At 38.5% G+C, this 21,778-nt stretch carries 19 protein-coding genes; 7 read left to right on the top strand and 12 right to left on the bottom strand.

Features of this window, described 5'->3' with window-relative positions:
- Positions 1 to 2: 2 nt before the first annotated feature.
- The gene (locus AC0WRU_RS11990) at positions 3 to 167 is read left to right on the top strand and encodes a hypothetical protein (RefSeq protein WP_160319680.1); all 165 of its coding nucleotides are present in this window, start codon (positions 3 to 5) and stop codon (positions 165 to 167) included.
- Between the two features lie 1,433 nt (positions 168 to 1,600).
- Here the strand turns inward: AC0WRU_RS11990 and AC0WRU_RS11985 are convergent.
- Positions 1,601 to 2,665 (bottom strand): hypothetical protein, encoded by a 1,065-nt coding sequence (locus AC0WRU_RS11985; RefSeq protein ID WP_476128465.1) that lies wholly within the window; start codon positions 2,663 to 2,665, stop codon positions 1,601 to 1,603.
- A 559-nt stretch (positions 2,666 to 3,224) separates the two neighbouring features.
- On the opposite strand from AC0WRU_RS11985, the gene AC0WRU_RS11980 reads away from it, so the two are divergent.
- From AC0WRU_RS11980 to AC0WRU_RS11955, 6 genes are all read left to right on the top strand, one after another.
- Entirely contained in the window at positions 3,225 to 3,638 is a 414-nt protein-coding gene (locus AC0WRU_RS11980; RefSeq protein ID WP_476128464.1) for a hypothetical protein, read from the top strand.
- Between the two features lie 590 nt (positions 3,639 to 4,228).
- Positions 4,229 to 5,350, top strand: a complete 1,122-nt coding sequence (locus AC0WRU_RS11975) for a hypothetical protein (protein WP_476128463.1) — start codon at positions 4,229 to 4,231, stop codon at positions 5,348 to 5,350.
- Between the two features lie 1,113 nt (positions 5,351 to 6,463).
- Positions 6,464 to 7,393, top strand: coding sequence for a bacteriophage abortive infection AbiH family protein (locus tag AC0WRU_RS11970; protein WP_476128462.1), 930 nt, complete (start codon positions 6,464 to 6,466; stop codon positions 7,391 to 7,393).
- A 282-nt stretch (positions 7,394 to 7,675) separates the two neighbouring features.
- The gene (locus AC0WRU_RS11965; protein WP_476128461.1) at positions 7,676 to 8,395 is read left to right on the top strand and encodes a stalk domain-containing protein; all 720 of its coding nucleotides are present in this window, start codon (positions 7,676 to 7,678) and stop codon (positions 8,393 to 8,395) included.
- A gap of 179 nt (positions 8,396 to 8,574) precedes the next feature.
- Complete coding sequence (locus AC0WRU_RS11960; RefSeq protein ID WP_476128460.1) at positions 8,575 to 9,813, top strand: S-layer homology domain-containing protein; 1,239 nt, start codon at positions 8,575 to 8,577, stop codon at positions 9,811 to 9,813.
- 108 nt (positions 9,814 to 9,921) lie between these two features.
- Positions 9,922 to 10,071: a hypothetical protein gene (locus AC0WRU_RS11955; protein WP_476128459.1), complete on the top strand. Its 150-nt coding sequence runs from the start codon at positions 9,922 to 9,924 to the stop codon at positions 10,069 to 10,071.
- A 319-nt stretch (positions 10,072 to 10,390) separates the two neighbouring features.
- Here AC0WRU_RS11955 and xerS read toward each other — a convergent pair whose 3' ends face one another.
- The 11 genes from xerS to AC0WRU_RS11900 form a co-directional block, all read right to left on the bottom strand.
- A complete protein-coding gene (xerS, locus tag AC0WRU_RS11950; RefSeq protein ID WP_476128458.1) occupies positions 10,391 to 11,461 on the bottom strand; it encodes a tyrosine recombinase XerS in 1,071 nt (356 codons plus the stop codon).
- A 200-nt stretch (positions 11,462 to 11,661) separates the two neighbouring features.
- Positions 11,662 to 12,558: a hypothetical protein gene (locus AC0WRU_RS11945; protein WP_476128456.1), complete on the bottom strand. Its 897-nt coding sequence runs from the start codon at positions 12,556 to 12,558 to the stop codon at positions 11,662 to 11,664.
- Positions 12,542 to 13,537, bottom strand: a complete 996-nt coding sequence (locus tag AC0WRU_RS11940) for a phosphatidylglycerol lysyltransferase domain-containing protein (RefSeq protein ID WP_476128455.1) — start codon at positions 13,535 to 13,537, stop codon at positions 12,542 to 12,544. Before AC0WRU_RS11940 ends, AC0WRU_RS11945 begins: the two co-directional genes overlap by 17 nt.
- The gene (locus AC0WRU_RS11935; protein WP_476128454.1) at positions 13,521 to 14,357 is read right to left on the bottom strand and encodes a DNA alkylation repair protein; all 837 of its coding nucleotides are present in this window, start codon (positions 14,355 to 14,357) and stop codon (positions 13,521 to 13,523) included. The genes AC0WRU_RS11940 and AC0WRU_RS11935 overlap by 17 nt, the downstream gene beginning before the upstream one ends.
- A 42-nt stretch (positions 14,358 to 14,399) precedes the next feature.
- A complete protein-coding gene (locus AC0WRU_RS11930) occupies positions 14,400 to 15,194 on the bottom strand; it encodes an SDR family NAD(P)-dependent oxidoreductase (RefSeq protein ID WP_476128453.1) in 795 nt (264 codons plus the stop codon).
- Positions 15,195 to 15,311: 117 nt separating this feature from the next.
- Complete coding sequence (locus AC0WRU_RS11925; RefSeq protein WP_476128452.1) at positions 15,312 to 16,007, bottom strand: hypothetical protein; 696 nt, start codon at positions 16,005 to 16,007, stop codon at positions 15,312 to 15,314.
- A gap of 23 nt (positions 16,008 to 16,030) precedes the next feature.
- On the bottom strand, positions 16,031 to 17,413 hold the full coding sequence (gene hemW, locus AC0WRU_RS11920; RefSeq protein WP_476128451.1) for a radical SAM family heme chaperone HemW: 1,383 nt from the start codon (positions 17,411 to 17,413) through the stop codon (positions 16,031 to 16,033).
- 1 nt (position 17,414) lies between these two features.
- Positions 17,415 to 18,698: a phenylacetate--CoA ligase family protein gene (locus AC0WRU_RS11915; RefSeq protein ID WP_476128450.1), complete on the bottom strand. Its 1,284-nt coding sequence runs from the start codon at positions 18,696 to 18,698 to the stop codon at positions 17,415 to 17,417.
- A gap of 32 nt (positions 18,699 to 18,730) precedes the next feature.
- Positions 18,731 to 19,057, bottom strand: coding sequence for an NIPSNAP family protein (locus tag AC0WRU_RS11910; RefSeq protein ID WP_476128449.1), 327 nt, complete (start codon positions 19,055 to 19,057; stop codon positions 18,731 to 18,733).
- Positions 19,050 to 21,182, bottom strand: coding sequence for a hypothetical protein (locus AC0WRU_RS11905; protein ID WP_476128448.1), 2,133 nt, complete (start codon positions 21,180 to 21,182; stop codon positions 19,050 to 19,052). Before AC0WRU_RS11905 ends, AC0WRU_RS11910 begins: the two co-directional genes overlap by 8 nt.
- Positions 21,183 to 21,272: 90 nt before the next feature.
- A complete protein-coding gene (locus tag AC0WRU_RS11900) occupies positions 21,273 to 21,761 on the bottom strand; it encodes a hypothetical protein (RefSeq protein WP_476128447.1) in 489 nt (162 codons plus the stop codon).
- Between the last annotated feature and the right edge of the window lie 17 nt (positions 21,762 to 21,778).

Here is a 21,778-nt window from a genome sequence, read left to right as displayed (position 1 = left end):
AAATGAGTAAAACGAATGAAGAGTTTATTAAACAACAGCGAGTTGGCGACCTCCCGAAAGTGAAACTCATGGCTCCTTCGTCAGATGGTGGTCCTGATCGCGAAGTGACCGTTGTTTACCAGCGAAAGGCAAACTATGGTACGCCGTCATTCCTCAAAGATAAATAAACGATTTTTAATGAAAAGCCAGTGTTTAAATGCTGGCTTTTTCTTTATATGTGATAACGAATTTATCAAGTCATGTTGATTATTGCCTCAATCAATCCATTTTGAAATAGAAAGCTTTTCAACAAGATAATTCTTAATTGCATAATAATAGTTTAATACGTGGTGAATTATTATAGAACGTAACAAAATTAGAAGTTCAAGCAAGTGTGGACCACTTAATTTTAGAACTCATTTAGCTTGATTAAATAATGCTAGGTGAAAGGCAACAACAATTGCTAAGTTGAATTGAATTCTACAAGTTTAAATGAATAATTTAGTACGCTTAAAAATCTGATTGGATGTTCTGCTCAATAATGGGGAGCATCAGCCAGTACTCCATAGTAGAAATATTTCCATACAGTTGGCATATTAAACCATATAAAATGAGATTAAATACGAGGAATATAGATGCTGATAGACACATTTATCCATATTTTACGACTAAATTCTTATACGCACTACTCTTTACTTTGAATAAAAACATAAATTCTGTACAGCTGGCAACAGCAACAGGGATTAGTTTGCAATGTCGTCTCAGGACATTCAATTATACGAAAATGGAAATCTACACATTGTATTCTGATCCACGAAATCTCATTAATAGTATTTTTTTCTCAGCCAGCCGTCCAGGTGGCTTTTATTGTTCTATGAAAAACAGAAATAAATTCATGTAACTATAGTTATAAGAAATATGGCGGAAAGAGTGTTGCTCTTGCCGCCTTGATTCTAAGGACTCAATAGTATTTCACTCACAAACATACATCAGACAAATGATTGTAATTTAATTGTCGAGGGACAAGAACTTGTACCGATTGCCACTTAGATGAATATCTAAACGTCGATCACAAGCACTTAAAACCTAATTAAGTACCACAGTACATGAAAATGTTCACATTGTATGAGCCAACGGACATGATTGAAAGGTAAACAGGGACTAGACATAACTGATTTGCCCAAATAAATAGGGATAGAACCGCGTAATGTATACAACTAAGTAGTGGGATTTTTCACTTAGGGCAAGCTGAACTGAAATGACTTGCTCAATAAGCAAAACCCATAACGTATCAAAAATTGCTTCTGACGGAACTTAACAATGATTTAGATTTAGAAAATGTCGAAGGACAAAAACATATTCCCATTTAAAGTAGCTATCGGAAACTCGATGTCTAATTCATTACCCTGTGTTAAAGGTCACCTTATGGTTGATAAAGAAAAACCGTTATCGGTTAAGCGGTTGGTCAATGGCCGAAAAAGTATCCAACTAAATCACATTGAGGCTGAAAAAGAGATGCATGCAGTAAATCTTGACAGATTCTCTGTGCGTCTAAGCACCGGCCCTGTATCGTAATCCAAATCTAATCCCCCTTTTTTAGTAAAAGGAGGATTTTTTGATACTACAGAGATTTCTTTCTCATTTCTTCTTTGACCCAAATTAAAATATCTTCTGTTGTCCGCAAAGCAAGAAGGGCATCGTTCATTGTCGTTACTTCAGGTAAAAGCTGACCATCCACCTTCGGAGCTTCATGGGTGTGCGCGCCCAGATCACATGTTAGCGAATAAAGGTTATATACCAACATGAATCTAGGATAATTAAATTTACCCGCATTCTCAAAGACTATGTTTTTGTTTGCACTGCCTTGAGGTATGTTGGAGGCTACAGATACATTGTCGATATTAATATCAGTGCTGATGTTTTGCAAACCTCTAATCCATGAAATGGAGCCATCATCTTTAAGTTCTGAGAATAAGCCTGTTAAAACATTTCTGCAAGAGGCGATACAAGGGACTGCATTTCCGTTAGCATAATTCTCTACAGCTTCACGATAAGAGTTTCCTATTAATGGATATCGATTATCGAGCCATTGGGATAGTATAGATGGGTTTCTGGTGTTTGTTAATGATTGTTCTGTGAAAGTGGTGACTTTCAACTTTTTGTCATCAACAACGATATCCAGGTTAAGAATTTGAAGGTTATTTATAAATACCTTAAAGTCAGAAATAGAATTACTTTTGATGAAGTCCAGAGTGCTCTGATCATTGTAATTCATGCCTTCTAATGCTTCTTTATAGGTGTCGAACCTATGTGTCCACCCATATTCCCTTCTCCTTGCTACAGACAAATTTTCGGGGTTCGGAGGAAAGATATCCTCAAGGTTAATCTCATCCACAATTGAAGAAAGAATGCGATTCAATTTTTCGGGGTTTGATCCATTATTGTACGATTGGTCAAATAGTAGTTTAATCCCAGAGTAATAATCCTTAAACCTCAAATTCTCGTTTTCAAATCCCCGAGAATAATCATACGGAGTCAACAAGCCCCTTAGTGATTCAAAGTACCCTTTCTCTCCGGAATTGGAGAGAATTCGTTGCCATGTAGAATTGCTTTTGATCGGTAAAATGATCTGGTTTGACAAAACGCTTGCCAATTTTGATAGAGCAATATCCTCAAATGTATCCATATTCAACCTCGTTTTCATTTTGTTTAGATTGTGTGATTAAATCTTAAGTCATTATACCAAATATACCAAACTTTACTTGCAGCAATATAGTATTTGTCTATCTGACCTTTGCAGAGAATCAGGAATATAGTGAAGGGATGAAGCAATACTTAAGCAGATAGGTGCTTCATATTTTCCTCGATCGTTCGGTTATTGAATCTTTCACCAATTCTATGAAAAAAGTTTACCACTCGAGTTTATGTAAGAAGATATGACTCATTAGGTTTAAAAATATGGAGTGATCGAGATATTAAGGTGAAGGTCAATGGAAGTTTGGAATCTAGCTTTATTCATTATTTGGTTGGAGATAGCAGGGAAGAGAAATCAGCGTAACACCGTGGAACAAAATTGTATATTTGTTGGGAAGAATATAGCTTACACAATTCTGTAACCTGCATTATAATACTTACTGAAGTACGAGAAAGATAGGGACAAAACTTGAAGTAATATAGTAAAATAATGAAATACTGTCGTAAAATACGATTTTTTAACATTTTGCCACTATTGGGGGGACATGAAAATGAGTAGCGCTAAGTTGTGGGTTCGAAATATGTATACCGGTGTTGGAGGCGGTGCCTATACCGGCGTTGGCGGAGGGATGTATACGGGCGTCGGGGGCGGTGCTTATACCGGCGTTGGCGGAGGGATGTATAGAGGTGTCGGAGGCGGCGCTTATACTGGGGTAGGTGGCGGGCTGTATACGGGCGTCGGGGGTGGCGCTTATACTGGAGTAGGTGGCGGACTGTACACCGGCGTCGGAGGTGGATTGTACACTGGCCCTGGTGGTGGTATGTATACTGGTCCTGATTCAAACCCATATGTGGCTATTCACCCACCTTGGCCGTTATTTGTTGTTGAACTTCGGAAAATGGGTATGTTATCAGAGGCCGAAGTAATTACAAAGACATTAAGGAGTATTGGTTGGAGTATTTAGTAGTAGCTCGCAAATTATAAGAAAATAACATAAAGGCACAGTGCCACAATTGATATGTTCCCATCATAGTAGACGGTAGAAAAACAAAAACTTCTACGACTATACATGATGGGAGTTTTTCTAATGCCTAAAAGAAGCCCTACATCCCTGAAAATGAAACTTTATGTCGTGCGAGGGTGACTTGAGTGCATGTCCAATCCTTTGTTAAAAAAATTTTCCGGTTTCATTTGGTTATTAGGTTAGGATCGCTGAATAATTAAAATAGCCAGTCTACAGAGACAAATCTAGAGCATTGGGGAGCAGTTACCTTTTATTGGGCACTGTTTCGTTAAAACATTTCCGGATAAACAGTGGGTTCTTGTCTCGAGCAAAGGATAAGAACTTGTACCGATCGCCGGAATGGACAATAACATAATCACATTAGACAAGACTTTATTAGGGCGTGTCTGAAAACTCATTACTGCGTCAATTTGAAAACGTTATCCACGCACACAATCATCCAGGTAGAGAAAATATACCCAAATTAACGAATTTATGAAATAATCATATCTATGGTTGTATTATTCCAAAAAGCTAGGAGCATAAAAGCAATGGATAAAGCTAAGGAGTATCTCAGAGGATTGCAGTCAAGGTATCCAACTATGAGTGATATGGCGGATTGGGATCAGGTGATAAAATATCGTCAGAAGCAGATATCGGCCACTGATCAAGAGATAAGTAGTTATTTGGATAAGGTCAAAGGACTTACAAAAGCTGAATTGTTTGAAAACACAATGCGTAAATTTCTTCTTGACCCTTTTTTGGAAATTCTTCCGAATGAGGTGTATGTTGTATTAAGTAATATACATGTTGGGTTATTACCAACCTTTTTAATGAATGCAACTGCACTAAGAACACCAGATGATGAACAATTAATTGTAGTTCATTCACATTTATTTACCGCATTATCACAATTTAATGAAGCACAATTATTGGTTGCAAAATTAATGCATGTAGAAGACGGGAGAATTGTAGGTGAGGGAGTAGGTTTCATGGAAGAAATATACAAAGAAATCGTTAATTGTTTCAGACTTCCGAACTATGCCCTGCGAATGAATAAGCTCCCCGCTGTGTTACCTGAGGATTTATATTTATTTTCTTTATCAAAGACGTTTTTACAAGAACTTTTCATAATTCTTCATGAATATGCCCACATTTATCTTGGACACTTAGACGAAGTTAAAGAAATGTCTCTCAATAAATCAAGTATCGAAACTCCAGATATCTCGGTGTATGTCCGGAAACAACACATGGAACTAGAAGCAGACTTGCAAGCGTTTCGTTGGTTACAAATTGCCTGTAAGAATCCCAAAATGGAGGGGGTTCTCGGAGGTTTAACAGTAATGCCAGTATTAGCCTTAGAAACATTATTGATAATGCACATGTTTGAAGTTAATACAGATTCTTTTTATCAGGATATTCAATACTCTTCTGAAACTATTGTCGGTCGTAAGTTAAATAGACGATATTTTGATACGATTCGAGTTGTAAAGGCGCTTTCATTAAAAGATGATATAGCACAAATAAGACAACATCCATTAGCGTTAACAAGATGCATGCATGTTTTCACACATATCAAAGACGAATTATCAAATAGTGACAGAGATTTTGTTCAACAGATGTTATACAATATGTGTTCTTATGAAACCTTTAAATTGACGGACTTAAACTAATGGGGAACGATAGCGTTATGAAACAAGAAAAAAGCAGCCGACCAACGTATCGGTTTAGGGCGAAACTAGATATTGCTTCAAACACGTAAACATAGCATAATTTTACAAGGACCAAATTACGAGGAGCTTGTAAAAGATGCTAAGACGCCACGAAATCAAAGACCAAGACTGGGAACGAATTAAAGAACTATTGCCAACCGAAAATAGAGGCGAGGGCAGACCTTTGAAATCTACCGGATGATGCTTAATGGCATGCTTTGGAAAGTGAAAACCGGTGCTGTCGAGGGACAAGAACTTGTACCGATTGCCGAAATGGACAAAAACATATTCCGATTACCGATTAGATGATCACCTAAATAATACACATGTAGTTAAAACCTCAATAACACCATGATGCATGACAGTTTTTCACATTGTTATAACAACTCTTTTAGGAGAGGCGAACAGAGGCGGCTAGGTATGTCCATAAAGCGAATTTTTGGTACTTGAACAAGGTGTGATATAAAACAATGTCGAATCTATTTAAATAAATAATTGGGGTATGGAGATGATAGAAAGGTGGAAGATTTTGATAGAAACAAAACGTCTTATAATTAGAGAAATGGTGCAGTCCGATTATGATGCATTGTGCGGAATATTGTGTGATGAGGAAGTAATTAATGCAGGAGTTCGATGTCTTAACGGATTACGGTAACAATTACGTTCCTGAAATACACGACCCCATTGTACTTGAGAAAGCTAGTAAACATTTTGGGATGCCCGTGAGTGAAGTAGATGAGATTTTTATGGCTAGAGCAATGCAATTACCATAAATAATCATGGACCGAAGTACGAAAATACTTATCTCATAATCAAGATCTTCTTCTGAGAAGATCTCTTTTTGTTCTGGATTGATGCAAAAGCCCTAATCGCACACCTAAAAGGTAGTAAAGTATATCCTTTCGACAGCTGAACCAAACATCAGGTCATTCGATTTACACGACATGGATCAGTTAAGGGTTCTTCGCGGCGGGACTTAGTATGAAATTATCATGTTGACATATGAAATGAGAATAACTATTATTTAATCAATACGATATAATCAAAATGATAATTACAAAAGAGGGGATCAGCATGAATTTACTAGTGATAGGAAACGGTTTAGACAGAGCTCATAAATTACGTACATCTTATGAAGATTTCCGTCAGTACTTATTAGAACAATACCCTGACTCTAGTGCAGAAGATTTTATAATCCCTGAGGACCGTGAAAATGCGGATGGAGAGAAAATTTATAAAGATATTGAAGTGGTATCGTACTTACTACGGCTTGTTTCTACTGTAGAGGGAGACGAATGGAATACTTTAGAAAACTCTCTAGGGCGTCTAAATTATGAGGAGATTTTCGATAGCCTATTCACTATGCTTGATGAGGATGGTGATCCTGATCCCTTTAAAAACTCACACAATGCAGAGGTTCTTTTTTCGGGGCTTATTGAGCCAACCCTAAGAATAGCTGATCTTTTCTCTGAATGGATAGATACGATAAGGATTGATGAAGTAGAAAAAAATGATGATTTTTCTTCTTTAATAAATCCAAAAAAAGATCTCTTTCTTACATTTAACTATACCTCGACACTGGAATCTGTATATGGAGCTCAACGCGTCTGTCATATCCACGGTGAACAAGGTACTGAACTAGTTTTTGGACATGGCAATGATGAAGATTATACGGAAGATTATATGGATAAATACACTGGTGCAGAAGAAGCCTTACGCCGAATTGATGAGTTGCTTAAAAAAGATACAATGAGTGCAATCATAAAAAACAGAGCATTCTTCGAAGCTTTGAAGAAAGAACCTGTGGAAAAAGTATATTCCTTAGGATTTTCTTTTTCCAAAGTTGATCAAGTTTATGTCAAAGAGATATGCAAGTGTTTACCCGAAGACGTTATTTGGTATTTGAATGACCATAATACTCCCGAAGAACGTGAACAATTTCAAAAAATTATATTATCGTCCGGTTTTCGTGGTAGATTCAGTACATATCATATTTCTTGCTAACAGGTATTATTCATTTCGACCTTGTTGTATTGCAACGTATAATCCAATTTAAAGAAACTTCATCACATCTTAAGTCGCTATTATAGCGACTTATTTTTTTACAGACTAGGACGAAGTTATTTAATGTGATGTTGATATTGACACAAGAATGTATCAGGTTTTTGCTCATTTATAGGGATTCAAATTTGACTCCCCTAAAGAAAGGGAAGTAAAAAACCGATATAAATATGTTATCCAGCAGTAATATTATCCCAAAAGATTACAGAGTACAGGAGGAAGCACATGAAAGATAAATTAAAGGGTTTACTTATTGGCGTGGGGATCGGTTCGTTAATTACCGGAGCAACCGCTTTTGCAGCAGGAGGCAAGATGATCGAGGTCTTTTATAGCGTAAAAGATATTAAAGTAGATCAAATATCAAAAATGCCAGAAGGGGACATGCAGCCTTTCCTATATAAGGGAAGTACTTTTGTACCTCTAGCTTTTGTTAGTGACGCATTAGGACAACCGGTGAAATGGGATGCGAAAAACAAAACGGTTCTTATAGGTGAAAATGGAGATGAGATTGTATCTTATCCTGGTAAAGACATTAAACCAATTGAGACTCAATCCAGATCTTATTTCAACAGCCATTCCGTTGAATACGGGGGCGAGAGTATTAAAGACAACAATGGACATGAGCACGTTAACTATCATACATACGTTTTTGCAGCTAATTCAGATAACTGGATTTACAACAATTACAATTTAAATGGGGACTATAAGAGTTTTGTAGCAAAAGTGGGACTACTAGAACGATACAAGAACTCACTCAACTCCGTCACATTAACAGTGTCTGTAGATGGAAAAAAAGCATATACACGCGAATTTAAAGCTGGAGATGTATCGGTTGAAATAAAGATTGATCTTGAAAAAGCAGCTAACTTACAGTTTAAGGTTTCAACGGAAAACGGGTCCGATATGTCAGGGTTAGGAATTTTTGACGGTTACTTTATCAAATGATGTGCTACAGGTAGATATTTTAATCACGGGCATTGTTAGTTACGGGACATATAGAAAGTATATGTGTCTGTTACCCGTTTTGCAGACCATGTAGTATCACTTAGTTTCCTGCCTATATTAACGGTTATAATTAATACTCAGCTTGTAATTAAAGGGTCTCATTAAAAGGAGAAAGTTTCATGAAAAAGAAAATCAACATAATAACAAGAACTGTACTGGCAGCGGCACTTACGGTAAGCATGATGGGCAGTGCTGCAGCAAACGCGAATGCAACCACTTCGCAATTTACCGACGTGGAATCAACCCACTGGGGCGCCAGCGCCATTACCAAAGGTGTTTCCAAAGGCTATGTCGATGGGTACACAAACGGTACATTTAAGCCAGACGCCAGCGTCACACGCGCAGAATTCGTGAAGATGGTGGTCTCAGCCATGGAACTTGAAACCATACTAGCAAGCGGTAAATGGTACACTGAGTACGTTGACGCTGCAAGAAATGCAGGCCTATACACATCTGCTGATTTCAACAATAGCGAGGCGGCTTGGACGAAAGTCATGACAAGGGAAGAAATGGCACGCGTTGCAGCTCGTGCAATCGGAGAAACGACAAAGGAAGATGACAAATGGATGTACCTCGCTACGAAAGCAGGTCTAATTAAAGGCGTTGGTATAGGACAGATCGCTCCGAAAGGGCTGACCACACGTGCGCAGGCAATCGTTGTTATCGAACGCATTCTATCCAAGAAGACAGGCATTTCCCTTGACGTCGATAAGTATGCGGTCGCCAGTGCTGAAGTCGCATGGCATGGTACGAACATTTTCTCCGTAATGCCAGAATTGTGGGTAACAACGGAATCCGATCTGAAAATAGCTAAAAAGGCATCCGTTGAAGAAATGTGGAACGAAGAACGTATGACCATCACGTCAAAAGACGGACTGTACCAAGGTAAGCTGGACGCACTTATCGCCATCGACCTTGCCGATCCCGAAGACCCGAACCTTGGTTTAATTAAGCCGATCAATACGCTCAAATGGTTCAATGGCCATCCTAATACCAAGACCCACCTGATGGTAAAAGACCAGAAAAACAGTTACGTTTTGTATTTCAAAGGTGGAACGGTATTTAACAAAGATCCTAAAAGATATAATACTTATGATCATTTAAAGTTCCGTGTCGATGGATTCGATAGTCCTGATTTTGATGCCTTTGCCGATAACGGTGTGCTGAATATGGCAGCCAGTCTTTACCGCAATAGCCTGTTTGACATACCTGGTGTCATAATCCCAAAAACGGGCACTGTGCAAAATTACAGCAATCTGGAGATCAGACTGCAAACCCCTGCTGGTGGATGGTGGTTCAGTCAAACACTTCCCCTTAGTCTGAGAGGAACACACCATTTAGGTGATACGCCTAAGTGATCTCTAAATGGTGTGAGTAGTTTGAAAGGAAGAATTAGAATATAACAGGTAAAATCATGTTATAGGGATTAAGTCCTTATGTTATGTAGGAAAGGGAGGGATAACACGATGTCAGAGCGTAAAGGAGAAGAAGAAAGACAATTGCTAAAATCTGAACTTCTAGAGGAACTTAGTGATGTATTTTTGTTGTTTGAAAACCTAAAAACCTTGCATTTCAGTCCATTGCAGAGAGAAAAAGATCTCAGTTGCGAAGTTTAAGAGATGTTGAGATAATGTTTGTGCGAGCTCAAATATGCAGTATAAGAGTGGTCGCTCAAAAGGAAAATAAGAAGTCGCTATCTCTAATTTAGCGGCTTTTTTTATTTAACGGAGGCCAGAAGTCTGAATTTTCTTACATAAAATAAACATACGTTCTTAAAGTACAGGAGTGAGTTGGCTAAGCAGCGAACCATTATGCTGTTTAAATTTTTGTGGAAGAAGAATATGCGAGTATATTTGCGTATTTAGTCATACAGACTATTAGTCAAAATACGGATTTTGTGTAATAGTCTTAGAAAAACCGCATAGTGCCGCGGGTTTAACGATCCATGTTATTTACTGCATTACGCATCTCTTCATCAGTTAGGTGTGTGTATATCATTGTCGTTTGTATCGACGAATGTCCTAACTGATTCTTTAATCTGGGTACATCGTTATTTTCCAGATGATATCGTGTTGCAAAGGAGTGTCTGAGCGAATGCACCGTTAACGAAGGCTTTCCAAAGGCTATTGCATACTTTTCAACGAGTTTTTCGATTGATCGTTGTGTCAAACGCCGGCTTTTTCCTTTACGACCTACAGGAGCTGCTATGAACAAATAGTTCTCGTGTTTATCAGGTACATATTTTGTTTCTCTGATCTGAAGATAACTTTCTAAATCTATTAATGCCTGCCTGCTAAAGTAAACATATTGTTCTTTATCACCTTTGCGTATCACTCGAACTAAAGCTTTATTCATATCTAAATCATCCGTATTAATGCCTGCAACCTCGGATAATCTAAGCCCAGAACCCAATATCAACGAGATAATTGCGGTGTCACGTTCACGGTTAAATTGATGAAACGAAAAGATCCGTTTATTGTTTTTATGCTTTTCGCCAAAATCATGGGCTACAAATTGTCTGAACAATTCAAAGTCTTCTTCTCTTAGAATTTTTCCTTCAATGCGATTTGCGATAGTTTCCTGGCTTTCTTTTATAGTATTCAAGTCCATCTTGGCCATAACATTTCGTTGGAGATAAGGCTTTAGATCGTGGGTTTCAGCCTTATTCTGCAGGTAATCGAATAAAGATTTTAGTGAGGACAATTTTCGATTAATCGTAAGCTTTTTGTTTCCCAACTGATAATCTAGGAATGACATAAAGTTTTCCGCTTCACGAATGGTTAATCGTTCTAATGTTTCTAAATGTATTTCTTTACGAGTTGATGAAGTTATATTCTCAACGATGAGCCAATCAAAAAAGATAATGTAATCATGGCAATAATTAAGAAGTGTCGTTGGAGATAACTTTCGTTTTTTACTATCGATAAATTCTGTAACGTACCAAGGTAAATCAGATAGTTTATCATCAATTCGTTGCATATAGTGCATTTTCATTTGTTTATCCATATATGTACGTACCTCCATGTTTTCAATATATCTCATCTTTATTTATTCGTCAAATTATTATTTTACGTAATTATTAATTGTTCCTGATTGAAGAACACCCACTTATATTAATGTTCTTGTTCCCAGTTTCTCACCAGAATAAAACGACGATCGTTTCCCAGGTAGAATTACTGGGAAACGATCGTAAAACTTAAGTGGATCTAATTAAATTCGTACTGCAGTATTCTTGCTCCCCATCCAATTACATCAGGTGGGAAGTTGCTATGTTCTTTTAAATAAAAAACACTTGTAAAAGGAGGACTCGAAGGTGCTCCCCCCCATTTCACCTTATAACGAAAAGAACTTTCATTTCCAGACATTCCTATTCCAAGTTGTCTAAAGCCTCTCTCAGTACAGTATTCTCTTACAAAAAACATAACGGCATCTGAAGCATACTGGGCTTTAGCACTATAAAATGCAAACGTTAGCAGAGGGCACTTCTGTAAATGAAAACTTAATGTAGCGAATCCCATCAATCTACCATCCTGTAAAACTTCTACTACGTATGTATTGGGGTCTCGAATAAAGGCATTCAAGTTTGCAAACAACGCTTTACTGAGAGGGTCAACTTTGTGTGTGCGCATAAAATCACCAAGAATATCTAGGTGTTCGTGTGATAGAAGCGCAATCTGTTGTAAATTAACAACCATACGCCGTCGCGTTGCCATTCGTGCATCTCGTCGAGCAGCTTTAGTTAGAGGAGCATTTAGATCAATGACCATATCTACACAAAAAGGATTTGGTTCTGCCCGGTCAAATAGTTTAAATGACTCTCCAATAATCTGTTCAAAGTCTGGAAGTACAGGACCGAAACACGCTAATGCTTCAACTGTTGATTTATCGAACCATCTTCTTACAAGTTCTTGTATTCCTTCTATTTCGTTTACATTATTGCCTCGCAAACAATATCCATTGATCGTAATCATCCTTCCATCCCAATAATATAAAATTCCGTTTTCTAGATAGGGTTCTCCGAGAACCAATGACATTAATGCATGACAATGATCCACCATATATCCATATTTAGAAATTTTCTCCTCATCAATTCCTGTCAGCACTGTTCGTATCCCCTCTCCGCTCTCTAATCCAGTAAAAAGGTAACATTAAATGTGGTTGAAATTTAGCTTTTTCCTTTTTTAATCTTTCAAATCCGCTGTCATCCATGGCACTAAAAATTTCAAACTCGTTTAAGTAACGAACAAGTTCTTTACGAAAAAATGATTTTATACCTTGAATATGGGTTGTTAGATCTGTTTTTCCTATAATAAAACAATAACTTTGTGACCTAAGTACAGTTCCAAATGAATATCCTACTAATCTTCCATCAACCCAAAGTGTATTTCCAGTCAATTTAAGTTTATTGTAGTTTTCTATCGCCAGTAAATCAGTTTCACTCGACCATCGCACACTATTATACTCCGGTGTGTTTGGCTCAAGTTTTTGAAGTTTATGAGTAAGCCAACTTTGAAGTAGTTCAAGACACGATTTTGCATCAATTTGATCAAAAACACGTAATTCTAATTTATGATTACGAAGCAATTGGTGAATGTATTTACGTCGCTTAGCGAATGATTTTCCAGGCATCAACAATTGTTTATTTCTATCATATAGATACTCATGAGCGATAAGCTCGGATTCATACAGAGCGCTATCTACAACTGACAAATAGATTGGGTCAACACAGAATATGAAGGGTTCAGTAGAGAACTTGAATCCCGCTTGTTCTCTTAACTCATGCATTATTTCAAAACAAGATTGTAGAGGAAGGCGATGATGTTCTCGCCCCATAGGTGGGAAAGGCATCCAGACCTCACCCTCGCTTTGCACAAATATACACAGATGATCATCAATAATTTTCCAGCATACATCAGCCGACGGAACACACCAGCTTAGAAAAAAAACATCAAAGGAATAGTAACTTAAGGGTGAAGAAACATGACTTGCAAATGCTTCAAAAATTGCTCTATCCTCTAGTTTAAACCGTTGCAACATCTCGTTAGGACGACTCATGCCGTATTTCTCAATTCCTTTCAGCAAGTAAACTTAAAATTTCCGGACATCGATTACTCAAATTCTTCATAGCTAACTGAATAGCCTTTTTCACAGAATCCCTGTCATCATGTAAAAGGATTTTCAATACTTCAATGGCCTTTACAGCAAACTTAGCACTATTGGCCGCTTTAAATACCATCGCTATGTTCCATCGCACCATTTCATCTTCTTTCTTTACCCATTTATGTAACCTATGTAATGTTACATCTGGATAATAACGTAGGAGTCCATCTCCTATAACAAATGACGCAAGATTTTTTTTCACGTAAGCATCATTATCAATTAGCAAAGGCTCCACAAGATCAACCAGTGGCTCTGCTAATTCTTCCACTCTTGATTTAGCTGCGAACATAGCAGCAAGAGCAGCCGCTCGGCGGACAGTTCCACATTTATCATGTACCCATTGTTGCAAGATTGGGTAAAACAATTCGAAATATGAACGAAGGACTTGCCCACTTGCGCTTGCTACCCATTCACGGACCTCCCAATTGTCACTATCTGCCAATCGGTAAAAAACCTTATTTATTTCCAAAGGGTTTATTTGGTATTGATCAGCAAGGAGCAACACACCAATTTCTTGTCCTGTTGCAATATCAGAATTTGAAAACGCTAACCCGATTTTATATGTTTCGTCGGGTTCGTTCTTTAGTTTGTTACGAATAACTTTCAACGCATATAGCTTAACGGCTGAGTTAGAGGTTTTAGCATGATCGGTGCTTTGCATGTGTAACAAATCTAGCATTGTTTTTATCGAGTTACTTTGGAAAGCATTAAGAAAAGCGTCCTCCCAACAGTCGTCTTCCATTTATATTCCTCCTCGGATAACTTCCACATTACAAAATCAAAATTAGAATGGAGATGAAACTGCACCTCCATCAATAATGAACGTTTGACCAGTTATATAGCGCGCACGATCTGAAGACAAGAAGACGATCAAATCAGCAACTTCTTCAGAAGTCCCCCAACGTCCAAGCGGAATGTTTTCGGGAATAGACTTTATCAAATCCTCATGGGAGATACCTTCTAGATCGGCGATCCGATGACCTAAGCTATTCTGACCTTCCCACATCGGGGTCAGCGTTCTCCCAGGTGCTACAGACATGACAAGGATGTTGTGACGAGCAACCTCAGTCGCCAAATCTTTACCAAAGACCACAAGAGCAGCTTTCACTGAGTCATATGTAGCGTTCCCACTAGGATCTTTAATGCAGCTTGAAGCAACGTTTATTATACGCCCCCACTTTTGCGAAATCATATAGGGTATCACATACCGACACGTTCGGACTGGCGCCAGCAACCCGATCTCAAGAGAACTCAACCAATCATTATCATCTGCCTCTAAGGTCAAAACCGGATTAACTTCCGATGCATTGTTAACTAAGATATCGATCCGCTGAAAGTACTGAAATCCCTTCTCGATAAGGTTTCGACACATTTGGGAATCTTTCAGGTCACCTGTGATGATGAGTGTTTGAACTCCATACTCTTTAATCTCACGTTCAACTAGTTCCAACTTTTCCCTACTTCTGCCTGTCAACACTAAATGAACGCCTTCCCGAGCCAACTCCAATGCAGTTTCTTTTCCAATTCCACTACTGGCTCCAGTAACTACCGCAACACGACCTCTCAGGCCCAGTTCCATTGTCATTATTCCTCCTAACAAAGTTGATAAGTGGCCAAGAAATTATTTTTGCAACATACATTTATTTGTTCCTTTAATTTCAAGATACATGTTGCATTTTAATTCTATAAAGAAATACTATCTAATGTGTGGTGGCCGTAAAATATTTAACATATTTTTCGCCTGTTCATAGCTCTCATCTAGAGTATTTAGTGGAAGAATACTTACATTCGTATCTGGGTACACCTCGCAAGTGGATACATGATTCAAAACTTGATCTGATGACTCAGCTTTCGCAATTAGGATACCCACCGGTTGCCCAACCGGATTTTCATCAAATACTTCTATATTGGACCAGTGATTCGTTTGGGCTAGAACCGTACGGCGCGCGATATCTTTTTGCGCTGCTTCTGGTAATAGAGGGCTGAATGGCTTTACTACTTTGCGGGCCAAAAAGTAATATTCACCTTCTCGTCGCACTGATTCCGGTGGGTGAGATAATTTCTCTATTTCTTCCTTGGGCATGATAGTTTCACCTATATAGTTGTGAATTTCTTCAACAAGTTGCTTGAGTGGGATTACAGGTGAAGTTGACACATACGAATAGGGAAAAAGTGGGTCTGCCTTTATCTGATTGTCAATTTCCTCGACTGTGTCAGCATTGAGCGCCATATACGTTTTTAGTCCATCAGAGGACTTGAAAGAGTAAAATAGCTTACCCTCCTTAAGCAGTTTCTGCTGGTATGCAATAGATTCAATCCGATGTATAAGCATTGCACCTAATTCCTGAGGGTCTTGAGTTTGCCGCTCAGTCATTTCAATAAAAAAACGCATCCCTAATCCTCCACTTCGTTATATTAATTATTCAACGTATTGTCCATCAATGGACGAATCCATAGACCCGTCCGCGAAAGATGCTGGAGCTCATTTTCTAACGGCTGAGGAACACGATAATTGTTCTTGTTGTAAAATGCCTTTGAAATATTGTCCACATACAGACGTCCCATTTCTGTCCAAACAATGGTTTCTGCTGTATCCTCGATCAGACCTATCTCAATTAATTTATTGATACTTTCGCCAAATACATCCATCATTTCTACTTTAAATTCAGATTTAAAATCTTCTTTTCGAATCCCTCTACACTTCATTCCTAACACCATAAAGCGCGACATAAGATCATATTCATCGCAAACTTTACCTGCTACAATTGGTAACATACCACTATTGATTGCCTTTTTGTATTCTGAGATGGTATGGTGATTACAATATATAGCATTGTTAATAAAACCGTATGCACCTGGCCCAAGACCAATATAGTGAACTTGTGGTGCAGACCAATGATCCAATTCATAGCGTGACTCAAAACCAGGCAACGCAAAATCATGGCCGCTACTTGCACAAGAAGCATAGTGAATAAAATTATGACGCTCCAAAATGTCAAATGTTATTCTGGAAAGTTGCATACTGTACTCCTCGTTGCCTTGTAGTGGTATTAGCCCTGCTTTAATTTTCCTACTTAGGAGGTTCTTTGGATCATCATCAAGAATCAAACTGTATGTGCTTATGTGAGTAACGCCCAACTTCATCGCAATGTTTAATTGCTCAATCCAGTGTTCAGGTGTTTGACCAGGCAGGTTAAACAATAGATCGATACCAACATTGTTTATTCCTGCATCAAAACATGTTTTAATAATCCTAAAGGAATCGTCAACCGAATGGTGCGACCCGATTAATTTAAGCATTTCCTTATCAAATGACTGGACGCCAAGACTAATTCTATTGATTCCAGCTTCGGCATAATCGTAGATGTGTTTATCAATAGTACTAGGGTTAACCTCCATTGATATTTCGGTCGTCCCATTTATCGGGAATACCTTCCTAAGTTCCTCAAGAATTCGTGATACATGTTCACCACTCAATACGGATGGCGAACCCCCGCCCCAATAAACAAATGGCACATGTTTAACGTTTAACAGTGACTTATACAAATTGATCTCACGAATTAAAAAATCCACATACTCTCCAATTTGATCATCCTTTACTACATACCTATTGAAAGGACAGAAAGGACATATCGCATCACAAAAAGGAACATGAATGTAGATTCCCATTTGCTTGCATTTGTTTCCAGACTTTTGGCCTATTATTGCATCACTGCCTAGGGGGTTAATATTGGCAGGATACCAACGGACATATTCCGTATCTCGTTCTGGGTACTCTTTCCACCACCAAACCGACATACTAATTCCTCCCATTCATATCATAGCGATTTGTTCGTAAATCTTGAAATAGAACTGTCTTTCCTCTTTGATTCAGCACTAAATTGTTGGGTGTGGAAACCCGTACGCGTACGGGCTCCAAAATTCCAGCTGAGATAACGTCTTGAACATCGATGGATGACCTCCTGATGTTATCCTCAATTCGAAGTAACGTTCGTTCTTCTACGCCACTTTCACAAAGGATCACGCATTCTAGTTGATCCATTCCATTATGATTAGTTAGAATCACCTGACATCCTAGAAAATCAACTATCTCTTCCTGAATAGAACTAAATATTTGCTGGGAATGCAGCTTTGTACCATCTTGTAGATAAATAGTCTGTTCACATCTCCCTAAAAACTTGAACTTCCATCCAGGTTGACCGCACGCACATTTGGATTCTAAACAGCGGACACGATCACCTAAACGATAGCGAATTAGAGGTGTTCCTTCACGTCGTAGAGTAGTTACAACCAGTTCACCTTCGAGGCCTTCTTTAAACTCACTTGGACCGAAAGGAGTAATTAATTCAGCGAACATATCTTTCTCATGTAGATGTAAACCTTCCATGAATCCGCATTCAACACCCAAACTATCTGTTTCTGCAGCTCCGTATAAACTTATAACCTGTGCTTTCCAGACGGATCGTAAAAATTCTCGTTGACTTTGCTGCACTTCTTCTCCGGACAAAATAATAAGACGTACCTTTGGTAAGGGTGGACATCCGCCCGACTCCAACCAACTAAATGTCAATCTGCAAATATTACCCGGAGCTCCCATAAGTACGTCAGCTCCCTCGTTTACGATGAACGAGGTCGTATCACGGTCATCCATATTGATGCCAAGGGGTATAGCAAAGCATCCAATTCTAATCAAGCTTTCTAAAAAAATTGACCCGATTGACCAAACCCCAAAGGGCTGCAAAATCGCAACCCGATCCCGTTTATTAATTCCCGCGATTTTCAAACACTCGATGTTATTATTAATTGCTCTTTCCCAGTCATTCGTTGTATAGTAGATGCGTTTTGATTTTCCGAGAGTCCCACCACTGAAATGCACACGTGTTACATTTTCTAAAGTTCGTGCTCGTAAATAGTTAGCACTATTAATAACGTCATTGCGTTCAAGGAAGGGCAATCTAGAGTACGCTTTGTAATCAAGTTTCGCCAAGTCTCCTACATAAACATCGGAATAATGGTTCTGGTAAAATGGGGACTTCTTGATAACACTCTGTATCAATTTGTGAATCTCTTCTTTGGGGAACATGAAAAAAACTTCACCTCACATTATTTATTTATTTATTGGATCGGAGAATATTTCATCGGTTCTAGCAGTTTTATGTTGATTGTACCCCAAATACAAGGGGTGATCTTTTTGTAGTATTCAATAAGCCTGGGATCTTTACGTAGAATTTCTGTTAAGTCACGATAATCTTCCCAATTCGGATATTCGTAGATGTCATAGAATGTACCGATCTCTCCCCCCACGAAAGTTTCAGATAAGAACATTGGCTTGATACCATATTCTTTAATTATTGGTAAAAAGTATTTCTCATGAAGATCATGAAATTCTGAACTTCGTTCAAGCCGTATTGTCCCTGTAACCAGCTCAAATACTTTATTCATTTTCGTTCCCTCCTTTTTGTTTTATGGTGTTGCCATAATGAATAGAGTATGGTGTTGCCATAATGAATAGAGGTTTGTTTGTGTAATATAGGTCTAACTGATGCATTAATACCCCTTTTATATAGTACAATTGTGGTACCATTCCCGGATTCATTTGCCATGAAAATACATACGAACGTGTTTCATGAGGCTTTAACTCAAATCTTACAAAAGTCGGGAATGTCGGTAGTCTGTAATATTTTGTTGATTCTATTCGCAGTCCTCCGTACCCCACGACCGTTCTTGAAGAACGATTGGAAATTATCATTTTCTGTTCTAATCGCTCTTTAAAACCAATTCTTTCAGGACCTTTTACTTCGCATTCCAACACTGCGTCTTCTGGTTCATCAGCTATTCCCCCACATCTTGGACAAAAGAGAGCATTACGGGCGTCTCCAGTAACACGATGCTCAAACCTTACTTTTTTCACTTGTGAATTACAATTAAAGCACGATTTTCCATATACCATCTGATTTATAATCTGAGCATATTCAATGTATAAATCTGGCATCCAAATGGTACTTATGGATGCGGCGCGTTCTAGAAGATTCTCCACTGTCTTTTTTTGTATTTGATCAATTAACTCCCGAAGTTTTTTATATTCGCGAAGCACTTCTCTATAACCACCTAAGTCATAGTCTAATTTCCCCATACTAATAGCTAACCTATCAATCTGAGCTAGAATAGAAGGAGTTTCGTTATGAATTTTTTTTCCTGATAGATGTCTTTGTAATCCCGTAAGCCACGACCGAGCTGTTACGCTACCCCGAGGAAAATCAAGATCCTCCTCAGATTTAAGTTCAATGTAAAGGAGCTCTTCTCCAATCGGCTCCCAACTGTAGATAAATAATCTAGCTGATCTTGTTCCATCCCTGGGTATGCGGGCGAAATATACTTCTTGTCGGCACTGCGCACTCACAAACGGATATGCATTGAAGACTTCATCCGGAATCTCAATTTCAGCAAAAGTTGTCCCAGCAAAATACACCTTGATCTGGTGCTCCTCAATCCACTTTGCTTCCGCTAGAGTATCTCTTTTACTTACAGAAGACAGTGAAGGGTCACCAAGCAGAACAAAAGATGGAAAATCTATCTCAAAATATTGCAACCAACGATTTACAAGACGAGTGGCTTCACCAGCTGTGTAGCCATTCAAAAGCAAATTTTGTAATAAGCACAGTTCAGCATCTGGGCCATATTTAACCATGTAGGAGCTGATATAAATGGAAGCATAGTTTTCTAAAAATGTAAGTGCAGTGCTAACTTCCAACGGCAAAAGTGTATCGTTCAATCGCACTCCCATACACGTGTTCGAGAGGACAATCCTTGCCTGTATTTCTGTCGCCAAAAAGCCACGCTCACCGAAATTGCATTTCGAAGCGAACTCACAAGTCATACCTTCTGGTCTACCGTTAGAAGATTTTCCACAAATAATGGAGTCGGCCAACATAATTACATCTTCGGTGCCGTGAGCAGAAATTGCTACGGTTTCTAAGGAACGCTCGTCCATCCAGCTTAAAGCCTCGTCATACATTGCATTTGCACGAGTTAATACCTTCCAATCTTCTCTTCCTATAATTGTTTTTCGTGAACGTGGTAACATAGTCAATTGCCCACTTGTCTCCCCCTTTAGCCAACTTTTAAGTAGCAGCCAACTCAATTGGGCATCTGACTTTGCCACTAGCAATCCTACAGAGCAGTACTCTGAAATTTGTTTATGAACTAATTCATAAAAATTATGTGTAGCGAGACTGGGATCTAATAAAAGTAATACAAACTGTGGCTTTGCCTCTTCAAGTATTCGTGATATTTCGCCTAGATCTTCAACTTGTACTAATGTTGAGCCACTTGCCAATGATACATAGTCTACAAGGTCAGAGTATGAGGAAGAACGGACTGAAACTATCAGTTTTCGTGGATTTTTCGAAATACGTTCAACAGGAATATCCCACCTGCTTTTCCAAGATTGCAACTTCATGCGGAAATAGCCGAATGGATCGTATAAAGGTAAATAATCACATAATCCACTTTCGTACATTTCTACCCAATCAATCAATCCTTGTCTGTCTTTCACTAAGTGATACAATCCTCTTCTCACCTCCTTCTTTATAAACACGCTTCACCAACTTCTAGACATAGCCTCTATAAAGCAACACGAATTCAATTTCTTATCAAATTAGTATCCTTTGAATGCGAAGAGCCCTTGATCAATCCATCCCTCTGGAGTCTTGATCTTTTCTGGTAATCTAACCTCTAGCGACCAGAAAGATCCTTTCATAACTTGCTCCAGATTTTCAGTAATTGGCAACCAAACATATAAATACTTAAACCAGTAATGTCGGTTACAAAGTTGAGCTATAAGGTTCAGGGCCTCTACTTGCCGATTAACATCTTGATGCACTATATCCAAATATATTTCTAGGGAACCTGCGGGACGATTAATCTCCCACACCCCCCCTAATCCCAATGGTTTATTTGTTCTCTCTTCGTGGAATGTCAGCAAGAACAATGATTCATTACGAGCAGCCGCTAACCATTTAGGTACTTCCTCAATATAAGATGGAATTGCGTATCTAGTGTAAGTAATCGTTCTCAGTAGGTCTGACGTTCTGCGATTGGCTACAATTAAACACACAATTTCTTCATTAGCTAATCGATAATCCATATGATTTTCATCTCCTC

This window comes from Paenibacillus sp. 1-8 (genome assembly GCF_056316205.1).
The sequence above is the reverse complement of the archived record's forward strand: the minus strand, read 5'-3'. Positions and strand labels throughout refer to the sequence as shown.